Source organism: Pseudomonas sp. CK-NBRI-02 (assembly GCF_008124495.1).
In the GTDB taxonomy this organism is placed as follows: domain Bacteria; phylum Pseudomonadota; class Gammaproteobacteria; order Pseudomonadales; family Pseudomonadaceae; genus Aquipseudomonas; species Aquipseudomonas guariconensis.
Map to the genome: position 1 here is coordinate 21036 of NZ_VSJH01000042.1, position 14351 is coordinate 35386.

Consider the following 14351-nt stretch of genomic DNA (forward strand, 5'->3'; position numbering starts at 1 on the left):
GATGATGTCCTGTGCGGTCACCCTGGTGGCCGGTCGCACGGCCGCCCGGGGGGGCTAATGCGCACCGACAACCCCCTTGGCATGCCTTGGCAACGCGACCGAAATCAAGGCCGCCAGCAGCACGAAGGCGCAGGAGATCCACAGGCACGCCTGTAGGCCATACGCCTGGAACACCCACCCCGAGAGCAGTGTGCCGATCAGCCGCCCCAGGGCGTTGGACATGTAGTAGAAGCCCACATCCAGCGATACGCCGTCTTCCTTGGCATAGCTGACGATCAGATAGCTGTGCAGCGACGAATTCACCGCAAACAGCACGCCGAACAGCATCAGCCCGCCGAGCAGCACGACCTGGGCTGGCGCGCCGGCAGTCAGGCCCAAGGCGATCAGCGCGGGCACGCCAGCGAGGGCGGTGGCCCAGGCGAAGGCCGCCCGGCCGTCGGGGACATGACCGCGCGCCTTGCCGGTAAGACGAGGGGCAAGCGATTGGACGATGCCGTAGCCGATGATCCAGCTGGCCAGGAAGCCACCGACCTGCCAGAAATCCCAGCCAAAGGCGGTGCTCAGGTACACCGGCAGTGCCACGACGAACCACACATCGCGGGCGCCGAAGAGAAACAGTCGTGCGCCCGAGAGCAGGTTGATCGCCCGGCTCTTGGACAGCAGGTCGCGGAATTTCGGTTTGGCCTTGGCTTTGCCCAGATCCTTTTTCAGCAAGATCAGGCTGGCGAGCCAGATCAAGGCCAGGACTGTCGCCATGGCCAGCACCGCCTGGGTGAAGCCGAGCAGGGCAAGCAGTGCGCCGCCAAGGAAGAACCCCACGCCCTTGAGCGCGTTTTTCGAGCCCGTGAGTAGGGCAACCCATTGGTAGAGAGTGCCTTGCTGGCTGCCCGGAACCAGCAGCTTGATAGTGCTTTTGGCACTCATCTTGTTGAGGTCCTTGGCGATGCCGGACAGCGCCTGGGCGGCCATCACCCAAGGCACCGTCAGCCAGGCGGCCGGCACCGTGAGCATCAGCAAGGCCAGCACCTGCAGGCCCAGGCCGATGTTCATGGTGCGGTTGAGCCCCAGACGGGCGCCCAGGTAGCCGCCCACCAGGTTGGTGATCACCCCGAACACTTCGTAGAACAGGAACAGCGCCGCGATCTGCAGCGGCGTGTAGCCCAGTGCATGGAAGTGCAGCACCACCAGCATGCGCAAGGCGCCGTCGGTGAGGGTGAAAGCCCAGTAATTGCCGGTCACCAGCAGGTACTGACGGACTTGCGAAGACAGGGCAGACAACGCCTTCATGATCGCTGCTTACTCCGCCGTGCCGACCAGCCGGGCCAGCTCCGCTGCGCGGTTGGCATAGCCCCATTCATTGTCGTACCAGGCGTAGACCTTCACCTGGGTACCGTTGACCACCAGTGTCGACAAGGCATCGATGATCGAGGAGCGTGGGTCGGTGCGGTAGTCGATGGACACTAGGGGGCGTTCTTCATAACCCAGGATGTCCTTGAGCGGGCCTTCGGCGGCTGCCTTGAGCAGCGCATTGACTTCTTCGGCCGTGGTCGCACGCTCCACTTCGAACACGCAGTCGGTCAGCGAGGCGTTGGCCAGCGGGACGCGCACGGCATGGCCGTTCAGCTTGCCGCGCAGTTCGGGGAAAATCTCGGCGATCGCAGTGGCCGAGCCAGTGGTGGTGGGAATCAGGCTCATGCCCGAGGCGCGGGCACGACGCAGGTCCTTGTGCGGCGTGTCGAGAATGCTCTGGGTGTTGGTCAAGTCGTGGATGGTGGTGATCGAGCCGTGGCGGATGCCCAGGTGCTGGTGAATCACCTTGACCACCGGCGCCAGGCAGTTGGTGGTGCAGGAGGCGGCGGTGACGATGCGGTGCTGCGCCGGATCGAACAAGTGCTGGTTGACGCCCATCACCACGTTTAACGCGCCGCTTTCCTTCACCGGGGCACAGACCACCACGCGTTTGACGCCTTGGTCGAGGTAGGCCTGGAGCACGGCCACCGATTTCATCTTGCCGCTGGCCTCGATCACCAGGTCGCAGCCCGACCAATCGGTGTCGGAGATCGTCTTGTTGGCGGTGACTTTGATGCGCTTGCCCTCGATCACCACCGAGTCGCCTTCGGCATTGGCTTGACGGTGCCAGCGTCCGTGGACCGAGTCGAAGTTGATCAGGTGGGCGTGGGTTTCGGCGTCGCCGGCCGGATCATTGATCTGCACGAACTCGAATTCTGGCCACTCCCAGGACGCGCGCAGCGCCAGACGACCAATACGTCCAAAACCATTGATGCCTACTTTGATTGTCATGTTCTTGTGCTCGAAGTGGGATAAGCCCACCTCCAACGGAGGTGGGGAGAGGTCGTGAAGGGTTCAGATGGAACGTTGATTGACGCGCTTGGACAGTTCCTCGGCCGACTCCTTGCGCTCGGAGTAACGGTCGACCAGGTAATCGGCGCGGTCGCGCAACAGCAGGGTGAATTTCACCAGTTCCTCCATGACATCGACGACGCGGTCGTAGTACGCAGACGGCTTCATGCGCCCGGCTTCGTCGAACTCCAGGTAGGCCTTGGGCACTGACGACTGGTTAGGGATGGTGAACATGCGCATCCAGCGGCCGAGCACACGCAACTGGTTCACCACGTTGAACGACTGCGATCCACCGCAGACCTGCATCAGTGCAAGGGTCTTGCCCTGGGTCGGACGTACCGCGCCCATGCTCAAAGGGATCCAGTCGATCTGCGACTTGAACACGCCGGTCATTGCGCCGTGGCGCTCAGGCGAGCACCAGACCATGCCTTCGGACCAGAGCACCAGTTCGCGCAGTTCCTTGACCTTGGGATGATCGTCCGGGGCGTCATCGGCCAGCGGCAGGCCCGAGGGGTTGAAGATGCGCGTCTGGGCACCGAAGTGTTCCAGCAGGCGGGCCGCTTCTTCGGTCAACAGCCGGCTGAAGGAGCGCTCGCGGGTCGATCCGTAGAGCAGCAGGATCCGTGGTTTGTGCGTGGAGGTCTGCACGCGCGCCAGTTTGTCCACGGTCGGCAGGTCAACGAGTGCGTTGTCCAGGTTGGGAATAGGGTGTTCGTTCATGATTTCACTCTTGGCAGAGGGACGGCGTTCTTTGCTCGCACGCCAATGGGAGCAATCAGCAGCAGGAGGCGAGGCGCTGGGGCCGCTCGCCCATGACATCCAGGCGTCGGGTGCTGGTGCTGAGCCATTCGCGGTTGGCCTCCAGCGTGGTTGCCAGCACTTCGCGTACCCAGGCGGGCAATGCGGGATGTAACCGGTAATACACCCATTGGCCTTGACGGCGGTCTTCCAGCAGGCCACAGGTGCGAAGTTGCGCCAGGTGGCGGGAGACCTTGGGTTGGCTTTCATCCAGGGCGCAGATCAGTTCGCACACGCAGAGTTCTTCCTCGCGGGCAATCAGCAGCATCATGCGCACACGGTTCTCGTCGGCGAGGCACTTGAAAACCTGGGTGGGCGACAAAGGGTCAATCATGGCGGTTCTCATGGGCTGACGAGCACGAGTTTCGAGGGATATATGATTTTGTGAATATACGCCTTATCGAATATATCTCAAGCCCCCGCTGATCAGAGGCAGAGCTCAGCGGGGCGGTCAGGCGCCAAGGGCCTGGCCACCTCGTCCGGCATTGGCCGGCGACCACTCAGCGCATGTGCAGGATGATCGGGCTGCTGCTGGCCGGGTCGGTGTGTTCGCGCAGCTTGGCGACCGCCTGGGCCTGCACTGCACCGCCCCGATTACCCCAGGCGCTGCGCATGAAAGTCAGGACATCGGCAATCTGCCGGTCCGACAACTGCTCGCGAAACGCCGGCATGCGGTAAGCGTCCGGTTGGCCTTGGGCGACGACCCGTTGCGAGCCGTTGAGGGTGATGTTGATGGCCGAGGCGTCTTCCTTGGCCAGCGCCGAGGTGGCCCCGGCCAGGGGCGGCATCCATTCGGGCTGGCCCTTGCCATCGAGGCCGTGGCAGGAGGCGCAGTGGGTCAGGTAGGTCTGGGCGCCTGGGGTGTCCAAGTGCGTGGCAGGCAAGGCCTGGTATTGCCAGGGCGCACCGTCGCGCTCACGGTCGCCCGGCAATGACTTGAGATAGCGCGCGATCGCCGTCAGGTCCTCGTCGTTCATGAACTGGGTGGAGTTGTTGAAGGCTTCGGTCATCGAGCCGAATACCACGGCATGCTGGTTTCGCCCGGTCTTGAGGAACTGCACGATGTCCGCCTCGCTCCAGCGCCCAAGGCCGGTGTTGTGGTCGCCGCGCAGGCTCGGGGCATACCAGCCATCGAGCAGGGCACCGGCCAGGAACGGCGCACCTCGCTCATCCAGGGCCTTCTCGTTGAAGGCCAGGCCCCGAGGTGTATGGCAACTGCCGCAATGACCGGGGCCCTGGACGATATAGGCGCCGCGGTTCCACAGTGCATCCTGTGCGGGTTTGACCGCATAGGGTGTGGTGGGCGAGAACAGGCCGTTCCACAGGGCGATGGGCCAGCGCAGGTTGAGCGGCCAGGGAATGTCGCTCTGGATGTTGGCCTGGTTGACGGGCGGTACGCCGTGCATGAAGAAGGCATACAGCGCCCTGACGTCATCGTCGCTGAGCTTGGCGTAAGAGGGGTAGGGCATGGCCGGGTACAGCCGTCGGCCTCCTGGCGCGACGCCCTGGCGCACGGCGCGGTCGAAGTCAGCCAGGCTGTAGGTGCCAATGCCGGTCTGCCGGTCGGGGGTGATGTTGGTGGCATGGATCGAGCCCAGCGGCGTGGCCATTTCCAGACCGCCAGCGAATGGCTTGCCCGACGGCAAGCTGTGGCAGGCGACACAGTCGCTCAGGCGAGCGACGTACTCGCCACGACTGACCAGCGCAGCGTCCGGTGGCGCCTCGCCGGCCAGGGGCGAGGCTGGCTCACGGGTGACATACCAGGCCAACAGGCCTGCCGCAGCCAGGCACGGCAGGGCCAGCCAACGGGCGGCGGTTGCGAGTCGACGGTTGTGCATGGGTGGCCCCTGGGCGTCAGCTGAAGGTATAGCGACTGAGCGGCATGCTGCGAATGCGCTGACCGGTCAGCCGTGCCACCGCGTTGGCCACGGCAGGCGCCACCGCTGGTAGCGGGGGCTCGCCGATCCCGCCCATCTTCGCGCCGCTCTCGATGATGCGCACATGCACCCTCGCCATGCGCGAAGGCGGCAGCACCGGATACAGGTCGTAGTTGCGCGCCCGCGGCATGCCGTTTTGCCATACCGCTTCCTCCAGCAGCACCTGGGACAGCCCCAGGGCCACCGCGCCGTTGACCTGGGCTTCGATGATCGCCGGGTTGACGATGCTGCCCGGGTCGATCGCCTGCCAAATGTCGTGCACCTTGACCTGGCCGTTCTCGATCGACACCTCGGCGATCACCGCCGCCTCGGAGCCGAATGGCGAGGCCATGGCCACGCCACGGGCGCGCGTGCTGCCATCCTCGGCCGTGAACGGACCGCGCTTCCAACCGCCGGACAACTCGCCGACCGCCTGCAGTAATGTGGTCAAGCGCGCGTTGCCCTGCAGCAGGTGCAGACGCAACGCGTAGGGGTCCTGGCCGCCCTTGTCGGCCAGTTCGTCGAGAAAGGCTTCGTAGAAGAAGTCGTTGAGCGAATTACCCACCGAACGCCAGTAGCCGAGCATGGCCGGCCCTTTGACGTAGATCTGGGCGATGCGCGTGTTGGCGATGGCGTAGGCCTTGCCCGACAGCCCCTCGAGCGCTGTAGGGTCCAGTTGCTCGCCCTGTTTGCCGGCGATGGCTTCGGTAGGACCCTCGGTGGCGCTCACCGCTTCAAGCGCCACCGGCAGCCCTTTGTCATCGAGCCCGGCGCGGAACTTGACCACGGCGACGGGGCGCAGCACATCGCGCAGGAATTCTTCCTCGCGCGTCCAGATCACCTTGACCGGGCGCCCGACTGCTTTGGCCAGCGCGATGGCCTGAGGGTAGGGGTTGGCCGAGTCATAGAGAAAATGCCGACCGAAAAAGCCGCCGAGCAGAGGCGAGTGCAGGGTGATCCGCGCAGGGTCGAGCCCGGTGCGTTTGGCGATGTCGTCGCGGAACATGTCTGGCGCCTGGTTGGGCAGCCACACCTCCAGCGAACCGTCCGGGTTGAAGCGCGCGGTCGCCGAGGGCGGCTCCAGCTGGGCATGGTTGAGGTACTGATTGTGGTAGGTGGCCTCGACGGTGGTCTTGGCGCTGGCCAGGGCCGCAGCTACATCACCATGTTTTTCGTCATCGCGGCCTGGACCTGGTTGGGCTGCCAGGTGCTCGCGCCAGGCATCGCTGGAAAAATCCTTGGGCATGGGCCGTACCGTCGCGTCGGGCCCCGGCTCCTGCCAGTCGACCTGAAGCGCCTCGGCTGCACGCTTGGCGTACCACCAACGCTCGGCGACCACTGCGACCGCACCGGGCAGTAGGTGCACGGAATGTACGCCTTTCATGGCCTTGACCTGGGCTTCGTTGCGGATGCCGCCAGGGGTCATGCCCAGACGTGGCGCATGCTGCACGGCGGCCTGGAGCATGCCGTCGAGGTGGATGTCGATGCTGTACTGGGCCTTGCCGGTGGACTTGTCGTAGGCATCGACGCGCTTGACCGGCTTGCCGATCCAGCGGAACTGGCTGGGGTCGCGCAGCGGGACACTGGCCGGGTCCGGCACGGGCAGGTCCATGGCGCGTCCGGCCAGCTCGCCATAGGTGATGCTGCGCCCAGAGGCGCCATGGACGACCTTGCCAGGCTCGGTGGAGAGTTCGCCCACCGGCACGTCGAAGTGCTCGGCGCCGGCCTGCAGCAGCATGGCGCGGGCCATGGCGCCGAGACGGCGCATGGTCGGGTAGCTCATGCGCACCGACATGCTGCCGCCGGTGATGCGCATGCCGTTTTCCATCACCACGTAGGCTTCGCCAGGTGGGGCGCTGTCGACCACGAACGTGGCCGGGTCGGCATCCAGTTCCTCGCCGACGATCTGCGCCATGGCGGTGTAGGTGCCTTGGCCACCTTCCATGAACGGGCTGAGCAGGCGTACGGTGTTGTCCGGGCGAATCTCCAGGAAGGCCGGCACCTGGGTGCCGCGTTCAGTGCCGGTAGCTGTGGCCGCCTGCACCCGGGGTGAACCCAGGGGCAGGCCGAAGCCCAGCACCAGTGCACCGACGGCGGTACCGGCGAGAAAACGCCGGCGCGACAGGTTGACGGTTGCACCGAGCGTCAGGCTCAGCAGGTCTTCGGGGAGCTCCAGGGGCGTTTTCATCAGGCTTTACCCCCTTGGGCCAGGTCGTGCATGGCGGCGTGGATGGCGTTGTAGGTGCCGCAGCGGCACAGGTTGACCATCGCCGCGTTGATCTGCTCGTCGTTGGGCGTGGGTGTGTGCTTGAGCAGTGCGGTGGCCGCCATCACCTGGCCGGACTGGCAATAGCCGCACTGAGCCACCTGGTGTTCGACCCACGCCGCCACCACGCGCTTGCCGACCTCATCGGCCTCGATCGCCTCGATGGTGGTCACCTCCCGCCCGACCACACCGGCCACCGGCGTGACGCAGGCGCGCACCACGTTGCCGTCGACCAGCACCGAACAGGCGCCGCACTGGGCCAGGCCGCAGCCGTACTTGGTGCCGGTCAGCCCCAGGTCGTCGCGGATCACCCACAGCAGCGGCGTGTCGGCTTCGGCATCGACCTGATAGGTCTTTTGGTTGATTTTCAGCTCCATGGCTCACCTGTAATCAGTCGGTTGATGTGTCGATTCTTATAGGCAGGAGGGCAGGACACCCAATCAGGAAACGCTAGCACAGGCGCAGCGCAGCGCAGCTCGAGGGCGGCAGCATTAGACCAATGCTGGACGATCATTAGCCTGATTGCAGGGTAGCCCACCGGTTGTCTGATTCAGTTCTCATTCCTGCCCATGGAGGTTGCATGCCAGGGCGGTTTCGATAGGGTGGCGCTCTGGACAGGAGTCGCAGGAGGCCGACATGCGTATCAGGGGTAATGTGTTTTGGAACTGGGCTGATGCGACCCTTCATCATCGAACGCATCAGGAGGCGCTCGACGATGGCACCTGTATCGATGTGCAGGTAAGGCTGTCGCGCACCGGGGCCACGCAGTTGTTCATCGGTGTGTATGCACGTGGCGGCAAGGCCTTGCACGAAGAAGCGTTCGATGCTCGCCCAGGCGAGACCATGACCCGGGCGCTGGCCTGGGGGGTGGGCCGCGCCAGGTGGGTAGCCGGCGAGCGCGTCGCGGTCCCCGCCTGCGCCAAGTGACCGACACCCCGCGGCGCGGCCGGTGCGCTGCCATTTATCGGCCACCACGAACCGACGTAGCGGGCGATGACTCCACACAGGGCAAGTCTTTGTATTCCATCGACTGATGAGGCCCGACAATGAATGCCATCGAACTGCTGATCCAGGATCATGAAACCGTCAAGAAACTGCTCGAGGAACTGTCCAGCACCACCGAGCGCGCCGTGAAAAAGCGCAGTGAGTTGCTCGCCCGCATCGAACAGGAGCTGCAGATCCATACCGCGCTCGAAGAGCAGATCCTCTACCCGGCCATCAAGCAGGCCGGGGGCAAGGAAGAGGAGAAAATGTACTACGAGGCCAAGGAGGAACACCGCACCGTCGACTCGCTGGTCTTGCCCGACTTGCTGCAGACCGACACTGGCACCGTGGAATTCGCAGGCAGGGTCAAGGTGATGAAGGAGCTGCTGGAGCACCATATCGAGGAGGAGGAAGGCGAGCTCTTTCCGACTGCCAAGAAGCTGCTGGGCAAGCAGGCGCTCGAGGAGATGGGCGTCGCCATGCAGGCCCACAAGAAAATGCTAAAGGCCGACCAGAGCGCCGCCTGACGCCCATACGCGACCGGGTAGCCGGTCGCGTTTCATTTTCTCGACAGGAGCGCCGTCCATGGCCAGTCATCTGTTTCTGATCAGCTACATCCTCGATAACCAACCAGGCACCTGCGAAATGCGCAGCGACGAACAGGACATCAGCGTGGAATGCGCGCGCAGCTATCTGCAGGGGCTGCATCGCGGCGAGTCATCGTCGTTCACCGATGTACAGGTGCAGCGCATCGAGCATGAACATGAGCCGGGCACATCCCCGGCCCACTACCAACAACCCTGAGCGGTGTGGCCGGATGGTAGTCCGCACCGGCGACCGCCCTGAGGAACGCCCGGTCGGCCAGCCGGCGCAGGTCGCGCCATTCGGTCCACTCCACCAACCCGAGTCGGTCCATTTCATCCGCTTGGCGCAACAGCGTCTCGTGGTAGGTGCTGGGGCAGTCCTGGCGTAGCGTGTGATCGTCGAACAGGGCGAACCAGCAATCGATCGCCAGGCGCTTGCGTCGCTCCCGCTCCAAAGGCTCGTTGAATGCATTCATGGCCGTTTTCCTGCGCGCTTTGGCAATCGAGCCCGAGAGCGGGGCCAAGGTTCATTGCGAGCGTTCCGGCGGTCGTTTGGGGCGACTGTACCAAGCGTGTGAATCTCGAATGAATTTTCTTTCCCTGCCCCTGCTCCATAGGCTTGGAACCACTGAGGAGGCTTGTGATGGCAGGGCAGCAATTGTTTGTGATCGAGTACGAACTCCATGGCGAGTACCGCACGTTCATCATCCGCCTGGGGCGCATGGACAATGCCGAGGCCTGGCATTGGGCCTGTTGCGATGCGGGCGTGGGCATCATCCCACGGTTCGGCCAGCACACGATCAAGAAGGTCAGCCGACCCATGGCCGAGCGCTACGGCCTGGCCAACGTGCGTTGGCGTCCAGCGGGGCAGGGGCCCGAATTCGTCGCCCCGCCCATCGATGTGAAGAAGTTCAACGGCTCATGAGCCCGGGGGCACGTCATCATGGAAATCGATCCGCTACTCCACGCACTGCTGCTGGCCCGCGGACCGGGCGGGCAGGAGGATGAAGTCCGGCACATCTGCCAGCGCGAACTGGCTCGTCACTGCGACGAAACCCGCATCGATCGCGCCGGCAACGTGCTCGGCGTGCTGCGCGCAACCCAGCCTTGCGAGCCTGAACAGAGCATCCGATTGATGGCGCACATGGATGAGATCGCCATGATTGTGAAGCGCGTGAAGACCGACGGCACGCTCGAAGTACTGGCACTGGGAGGCGCGCAACCGATCAGTTTTGGCGTGTGCCCGGTGGAGCTGCTCGGCGACCAGCAGTGCCTGCCGGGCGTGCTCTCCTATGGCTCGATGCACAACAGCGGCCGCTCCACCAATGGTCGCGAAGTCCTATCTGGTGACGTGCACTGGCAGGACGTGCACGTGGTCACACGCCAGGATACCGCTGCACTGGAACGCGCCGGGATCAGGCCTGGCACGCGGGTCGTGCTCAGCCGGCACTGGCGCCAACCCTACGCGGTCAACGACTGCATCGCGGCGCATTTTCTCGATGATCGCGCGCCGGTGGCAGCGCTGCTGGGCTGTGCCCGTGATCTTAAGGCGCGCCGCGCCGGGCTGCGCCAGGATGTCTGGTTCGTCTTCACCACCCTGGAGGAAGAGTCCAACGCCGGAGCCATGTACGCCGCGGCGCGCCTGCCGGGCGATACTACCGTGGCAGTCGAAGTGGGCCCGGTGCTGGACGAGTACGGTACCCGGTTGAGCGCCGACCCGATCATCAATACCGGGGATCAAAAAGGTCTCTACAGCCGTAGTGTCGTCCATGGGCTGACGGCGGCGGCGCAGCGCGCCGGGTACAGGCCGCAAGCCGCCTTGCTGGTGGATTTCGCCAGTGACGCGAGCGCGGTCATGAGCGCGGGTGTCGCGGCGCAGGCAGGCTGCCTGGCCATTCCCACGGAGAACACCCATGGCTTCGAGATGATCCATGGCGATGGCATCACGGCCTGTGCAGCGACGTTGGTGGAATACGCGCTGGCGCCGCAAACCCCATCAGCCCCCCACAATCCACGTTGAACCTCTCCCAGGAGCGACCGGTGCCGCGCATCATCACCCCCGCAACCCCTGAGCACGAAATCAGCGAGCGCAATGCCAAGCTGTTCGGTTCTCCCAAGGAGCGTCTGGATTTCTACCGCCGGGAAATCCAGTACGAGACGAGCATCCTGGCCAACCGCACCGATGCCTTTCTTGCGGCCCAGTCGTTTCTGGTCATCGCGTTCGTTTCCTCCATGGGCAATCTCAATCCGGACTGGGGGGCGGCGTTCACCGTGATCGTGCCGCCGTTTCTCGCCCTGTTGGGGGCGTTGAGTTCGTTGAGTGCCTGGCCGGGCATTCGCGCGGCCTACAAGATCATCGACCATTGGCAGTTCAAGCAGAGCCACCTGCTGCGCAGCGAGCCCTTGATGGGGTTGGCTTATGACGAGTCACCACTGTTTTGCGAGACGGAAATCTCGCGACCTGGGTATCGCAAGTCATTGCTGTTTTCGTTGCGCACTCCTTGGGTATTCCTGGTGTTCTGGCTGGCCCTAGGGGGTTATGCGGTGGCAATCCAGGTGTTGTGATGTGCGCGGGGCCTGGCAGTCGAAGCGAGGCCGCGTGGCGCCTTTAGCGTAGCCGCATGCCCGCCTGTCGGTTCGACAGAGTCGAGGCGGGGAACTGGCTTTCACAAGCAGTACCCATCATCCCAAAGAGGCAACGCGACATGACATCCATTACCGACAATCTGCTCGACTGGCTGCGAGATGCCCATGCCATGGAACAGCAAGCCGAGAGCATGCTCAAAGGGCAGGCTGAACGCCTCGAGCATTACCCCACCCTCAAGGCACGGATCGTCCAGCACATCGAAGAAACCCAAGGGCAGCAGCGCGTGCTGGTCGAGTGCATCGAGCGCCTGGGCGGAAGCACTTCGGTGTTCAAGGACATGGCAGCCAAACTCATGGCCTTCGGGCAGGCAGTGGGCGGCATGGCCATGAGCGACGAGGTGGTCAAAGGGGCCATGGCCGGCTATGTCTTCGAAAACATGGAGATCGCCTCGTATACCGTGTTGATCGAGGCGGCGGAGGCGGCCGGCGACAGCGCCACCGCACAGGCCTGTAGGTCGATTCTCAAGGAAGAAGTGGCCATGGCCGAATGGCTGAAGGACCACCTGCCGGAAGTGACCCGTGCCTTCCTGGCCCGGTCCGCCGATCCGGATGCCGAAGCCAAACGCTGAAGCCAATCACCCGCACCGGCGTTTTGCCCGGTGCGGGTCCCCATCCTACTCCTGACCGTTGTTGACCTTGCCAAGCTCCGCCCCGGTCAGAGGCTGGGCCTGGGGGTTGGACATCGTCCTGGTTTTCATCGCGTCCAATGCGGTTTGCGACTGCGCGTCGAGCTGTACCGAGGCCTCGCCATCGCCGCCATCCACAGCCGGTTGAGGCTGTTCCACATAGACCCAGTCTTGTCCTTCATTCCAGGCCCCGCGCATTTCGCCACCTTTGGAAAGGTTGAAGTACGTGTTGTTGAACTCAGGATCTCCTGGCAGCTTGCCTTGGGGGAAGTTGGGCTGAATGGCATGCAGGGCTTTTTCGAAAGACAGTTGGTGAGCGATTTCCCGACTCATGAGAAAGCCCAGGGCATCCTTGATGCCGGGATCGTCCGTGACATTGATCAGCCGCTCGTAGACGATCTTGGCACGGGCTTCGGCGGCGATGTTGGAGCGAAGATCTGCAGTGGGTTCGCCAATGGTATCGATGTAGGCCGCCGACCAGGGCACACCGCCGGAATTGACCAAGGGTGCGCCGGCGCCATAGAGCAGGCTGGTGATATGCGAGTCGTTACCGGCACCGGTCAGCGAGCGGTAGAGCTCGCCTTCGGCCTCGATGCCCTCGGCCAGTTGGCCTTTGGCGCCCTTGTTGAGCATCACCACGATCGAGCCGATGATTTCCAGGTGGCTCAGTTCCTCTGTGGCGATATCGAATAGCAGGTCCTTGCGCCCTGGGTCATCCTCGCTCACGGCCTGGGTGAAATAGCGCATGGCGGCGGCCAGTTCCCCTTGGGGGCCGCCGAACTGTTCGAGCAGCAGATTGGCCAGCCCAGGATTGGGCTGCGCCACCCGCACGGTGTACTGCAGGCGTTTGTTGTGCATGAACATTGGAATGTGCCTCATCAACAGCGCCGGGGCGGCAGAACCGCCCCGGCAATCGGTGGGAAGTTAGCGGTCGTCGTCGCTTTTACGGCCGCCCCCATGGCTGTGCTGGCCGCCTACGCGACCGGCTTCGGAGGCCTTTTCACGGTCGTTGGCGAAATTGCCGCCGGACGCCTGGCCGCCTTTCTTGCCGGCCTCAGAGGCACGTTCAGGGTCGTTCTTGAAATTGCCCCCGGACATTTGGCCGCCTTTGTGACCGGCTTCGGCGGCGCGCTCAGGATCGTTCTTGAAGTTACCCCCGGACATCTGGCCGCCTTTGTGGCCGGCCTCGGAGGCGCGTTCAGGATCGTTCTTGAAATTGCCACCGGACGCCTGGCCACCTTTATGCCCAGCTTCAGAAGCTTTCTCCCGGTCGTTGGCGAAGTTGCCTGGGTTGGTGTTGGCGCTGCCGCCTTGGTTGCTTTGTTTGTCTTGGTTGTCAGCCATGATCTTTCACCTCATGTCATCTACACAGGAAGGTCTGTGTCTAGTAGTGACAAGGGCGAGGCATTGCGCCTCGCAAAAGGAATTGGAATTTGCTGACGGGTTGCTTTAAGGATTGACGGACCGGCGTTTGAGGTGCCAAAGCCAATAACACTGGCTTGTCTCGCACTGCTTTCGGGTGCGCAGGTTGTTGCTTTACGGATGACCTTCGCGCAAGTATTCGCAAGGCGCTGGCACTGTGGGTGAGATTCGATTGGTATGTGTCCCTTCGCTTGAACGGGGCGTCAGGTGTGCAGGTCTTCAGGGAAGAAGCGTCAGTCGGCGCTGCCGATACCCGAACCTTTGCCCAGAACACCCGGTATGCCTGCAAAGAAAAACCGCACAGCCAAAGCCCGCGCCACGATCGTCTGTCTACGCAACGGAAAGGTCCTGCTCGTACGCAAGAAAGGCGCGAGGTGGAACCTGCCAGGCGGCGTCATCGAACCGGGCGAGACGCCGGAAGAGGCCGCCATTAGAGAGTTGCGCGAGGAAGCCTCTTTACACTGCCAGGGCTTGCATGCGTTGTGTACATTGCCGGTTGGCAATGTGCTTCATCACATCTTCACCATCAACCTCGGCGAGCGGACACGGCCGGTGCCCAGCAACGAAATCGTGGCCTGCAAATGGGTGCTGCGCAGCGTGCTGGGCCGTATGCAATTGAGCAGCACCGCCGCTGCCTTGTTGGCCAAGGAGCTGCCGGTGTTGTCGGCACCGGTGTGACAGCGCCGGCCCATTCATCCGCGGTCAACGAAGCTGTCTGAACTTTACGCCGCCGTGCGCCTTCCTCTGT

Annotated in this window: 17 protein-coding genes; 8 read left to right on the forward strand and 9 right to left on the reverse strand. The window is 63.6% G+C overall.

Annotation, left to right across the window (positions count from 1 at the left end):
* Positions 1-54 precede the first annotated feature (54 nt).
* The 7 genes from arsJ to DQ397_RS23475 form a co-directional block, all read right to left on the reverse strand.
* Entirely contained in the window at positions 55-1287 is a 1233-nt protein-coding gene (arsJ, locus tag DQ397_RS23445) for an organoarsenical effux MFS transporter ArsJ (RefSeq protein ID WP_043209031.1), read from the reverse strand.
* 9 nt (positions 1288-1296) lie between these two features.
* A complete protein-coding gene (locus DQ397_RS23450) occupies positions 1297-2301 on the reverse strand; it encodes an ArsJ-associated glyceraldehyde-3-phosphate dehydrogenase (protein WP_043209030.1) in 1005 nt (334 codons plus the stop codon).
* Between the two features lie 63 nt (positions 2302-2364).
* Positions 2365-3081: an arsenical resistance protein ArsH gene (gene arsH / locus DQ397_RS23455; RefSeq protein WP_043209028.1), complete on the reverse strand. Its 717-nt coding sequence runs from the start codon at positions 3079-3081 to the stop codon at positions 2365-2367.
* A gap of 55 nt (positions 3082-3136) precedes the next feature.
* On the reverse strand, positions 3137-3493 hold the full coding sequence (locus DQ397_RS23460) for a metalloregulator ArsR/SmtB family transcription factor (RefSeq protein WP_043209026.1): 357 nt from the start codon (positions 3491-3493) through the stop codon (positions 3137-3139).
* Positions 3494-3659: 166 nt separating this feature from the next.
* Positions 3660-4997, reverse strand: coding sequence for a cytochrome c (locus DQ397_RS23465; RefSeq protein ID WP_043209024.1), 1338 nt, complete (start codon positions 4995-4997; stop codon positions 3660-3662).
* A gap of 16 nt (positions 4998-5013) precedes the next feature.
* On the reverse strand, positions 5014-7263 hold the full coding sequence (locus tag DQ397_RS23470) for a xanthine dehydrogenase family protein molybdopterin-binding subunit (protein ID WP_043209022.1): 2250 nt from the start codon (positions 7261-7263) through the stop codon (positions 5014-5016).
* Positions 7263-7718 (reverse strand): (2Fe-2S)-binding protein, encoded by a 456-nt coding sequence (locus DQ397_RS23475; RefSeq protein ID WP_043209020.1) that lies wholly within the window; start codon positions 7716-7718, stop codon positions 7263-7265. The genes DQ397_RS23470 and DQ397_RS23475 overlap by 1 nt, the downstream gene beginning before the upstream one ends.
* 259 nt (positions 7719-7977) lie before the next feature.
* Here DQ397_RS23475 and DQ397_RS23480 point away from each other — a divergent pair, with 259 nt between their 5' ends.
* The 7 genes from DQ397_RS23480 (at position 7978) to DQ397_RS23515 (ending at position 12124) form a co-directional block, all read left to right on the forward strand.
* Positions 7978-8268, forward strand: coding sequence for a hypothetical protein (locus DQ397_RS23480; RefSeq protein WP_043209018.1), 291 nt, complete (start codon positions 7978-7980; stop codon positions 8266-8268).
* 119 nt (positions 8269-8387) lie between these two features.
* The gene (locus DQ397_RS23485) at positions 8388-8852 is read left to right on the forward strand and encodes a hemerythrin domain-containing protein (RefSeq protein ID WP_043209016.1); all 465 of its coding nucleotides are present in this window, start codon (positions 8388-8390) and stop codon (positions 8850-8852) included.
* Positions 8853-8910: 58 nt separating this feature from the next.
* Positions 8911-9129, forward strand: coding sequence for a hypothetical protein (locus DQ397_RS23490; RefSeq protein ID WP_043209014.1), 219 nt, complete (start codon positions 8911-8913; stop codon positions 9127-9129).
* Between the two features lie 423 nt (positions 9130-9552).
* Positions 9553-9834 (forward strand): DUF6555 family protein, encoded by a 282-nt coding sequence (locus tag DQ397_RS23500; protein ID WP_043209012.1) that lies wholly within the window; start codon positions 9553-9555, stop codon positions 9832-9834.
* 18 nt (positions 9835-9852) lie between these two features.
* Positions 9853-10929 (forward strand): M28 family peptidase, encoded by a 1077-nt coding sequence (locus tag DQ397_RS23505; RefSeq protein WP_043209011.1) that lies wholly within the window; start codon positions 9853-9855, stop codon positions 10927-10929.
* Positions 10930-10949: 20 nt separating this feature from the next.
* Positions 10950-11474 (forward strand): hypothetical protein, encoded by a 525-nt coding sequence (locus DQ397_RS23510; RefSeq protein WP_043209010.1) that lies wholly within the window; start codon positions 10950-10952, stop codon positions 11472-11474.
* Between the two features lie 140 nt (positions 11475-11614).
* On the forward strand, positions 11615-12124 hold the full coding sequence (locus DQ397_RS23515) for a ferritin-like domain-containing protein (RefSeq protein ID WP_043209008.1): 510 nt from the start codon (positions 11615-11617) through the stop codon (positions 12122-12124).
* A gap of 45 nt (positions 12125-12169) precedes the next feature.
* On the opposite strand, the gene DQ397_RS23520 is transcribed toward DQ397_RS23515, so the two are convergent.
* Entirely contained in the window at positions 12170-13045 is an 876-nt protein-coding gene (locus DQ397_RS23520) for a manganese catalase family protein (RefSeq protein WP_043209006.1), read from the reverse strand.
* A gap of 60 nt (positions 13046-13105) precedes the next feature.
* On the reverse strand, positions 13106-13525 hold the full coding sequence (locus DQ397_RS23525) for a general stress protein (protein ID WP_043209003.1): 420 nt from the start codon (positions 13523-13525) through the stop codon (positions 13106-13108).
* A gap of 357 nt (positions 13526-13882) precedes the next feature.
* Between DQ397_RS23525 and DQ397_RS23530 the strand changes: the two genes are divergently transcribed.
* Positions 13883-14281 carry an NUDIX domain-containing protein gene (locus tag DQ397_RS23530; protein ID WP_043209002.1) on the forward strand — a complete coding sequence of 133 codons (399 nt, stop codon included), beginning with the start codon at positions 13883-13885 and terminating at the stop codon, positions 14279-14281.
* Positions 14282-14351 lie beyond the last annotated feature (70 nt).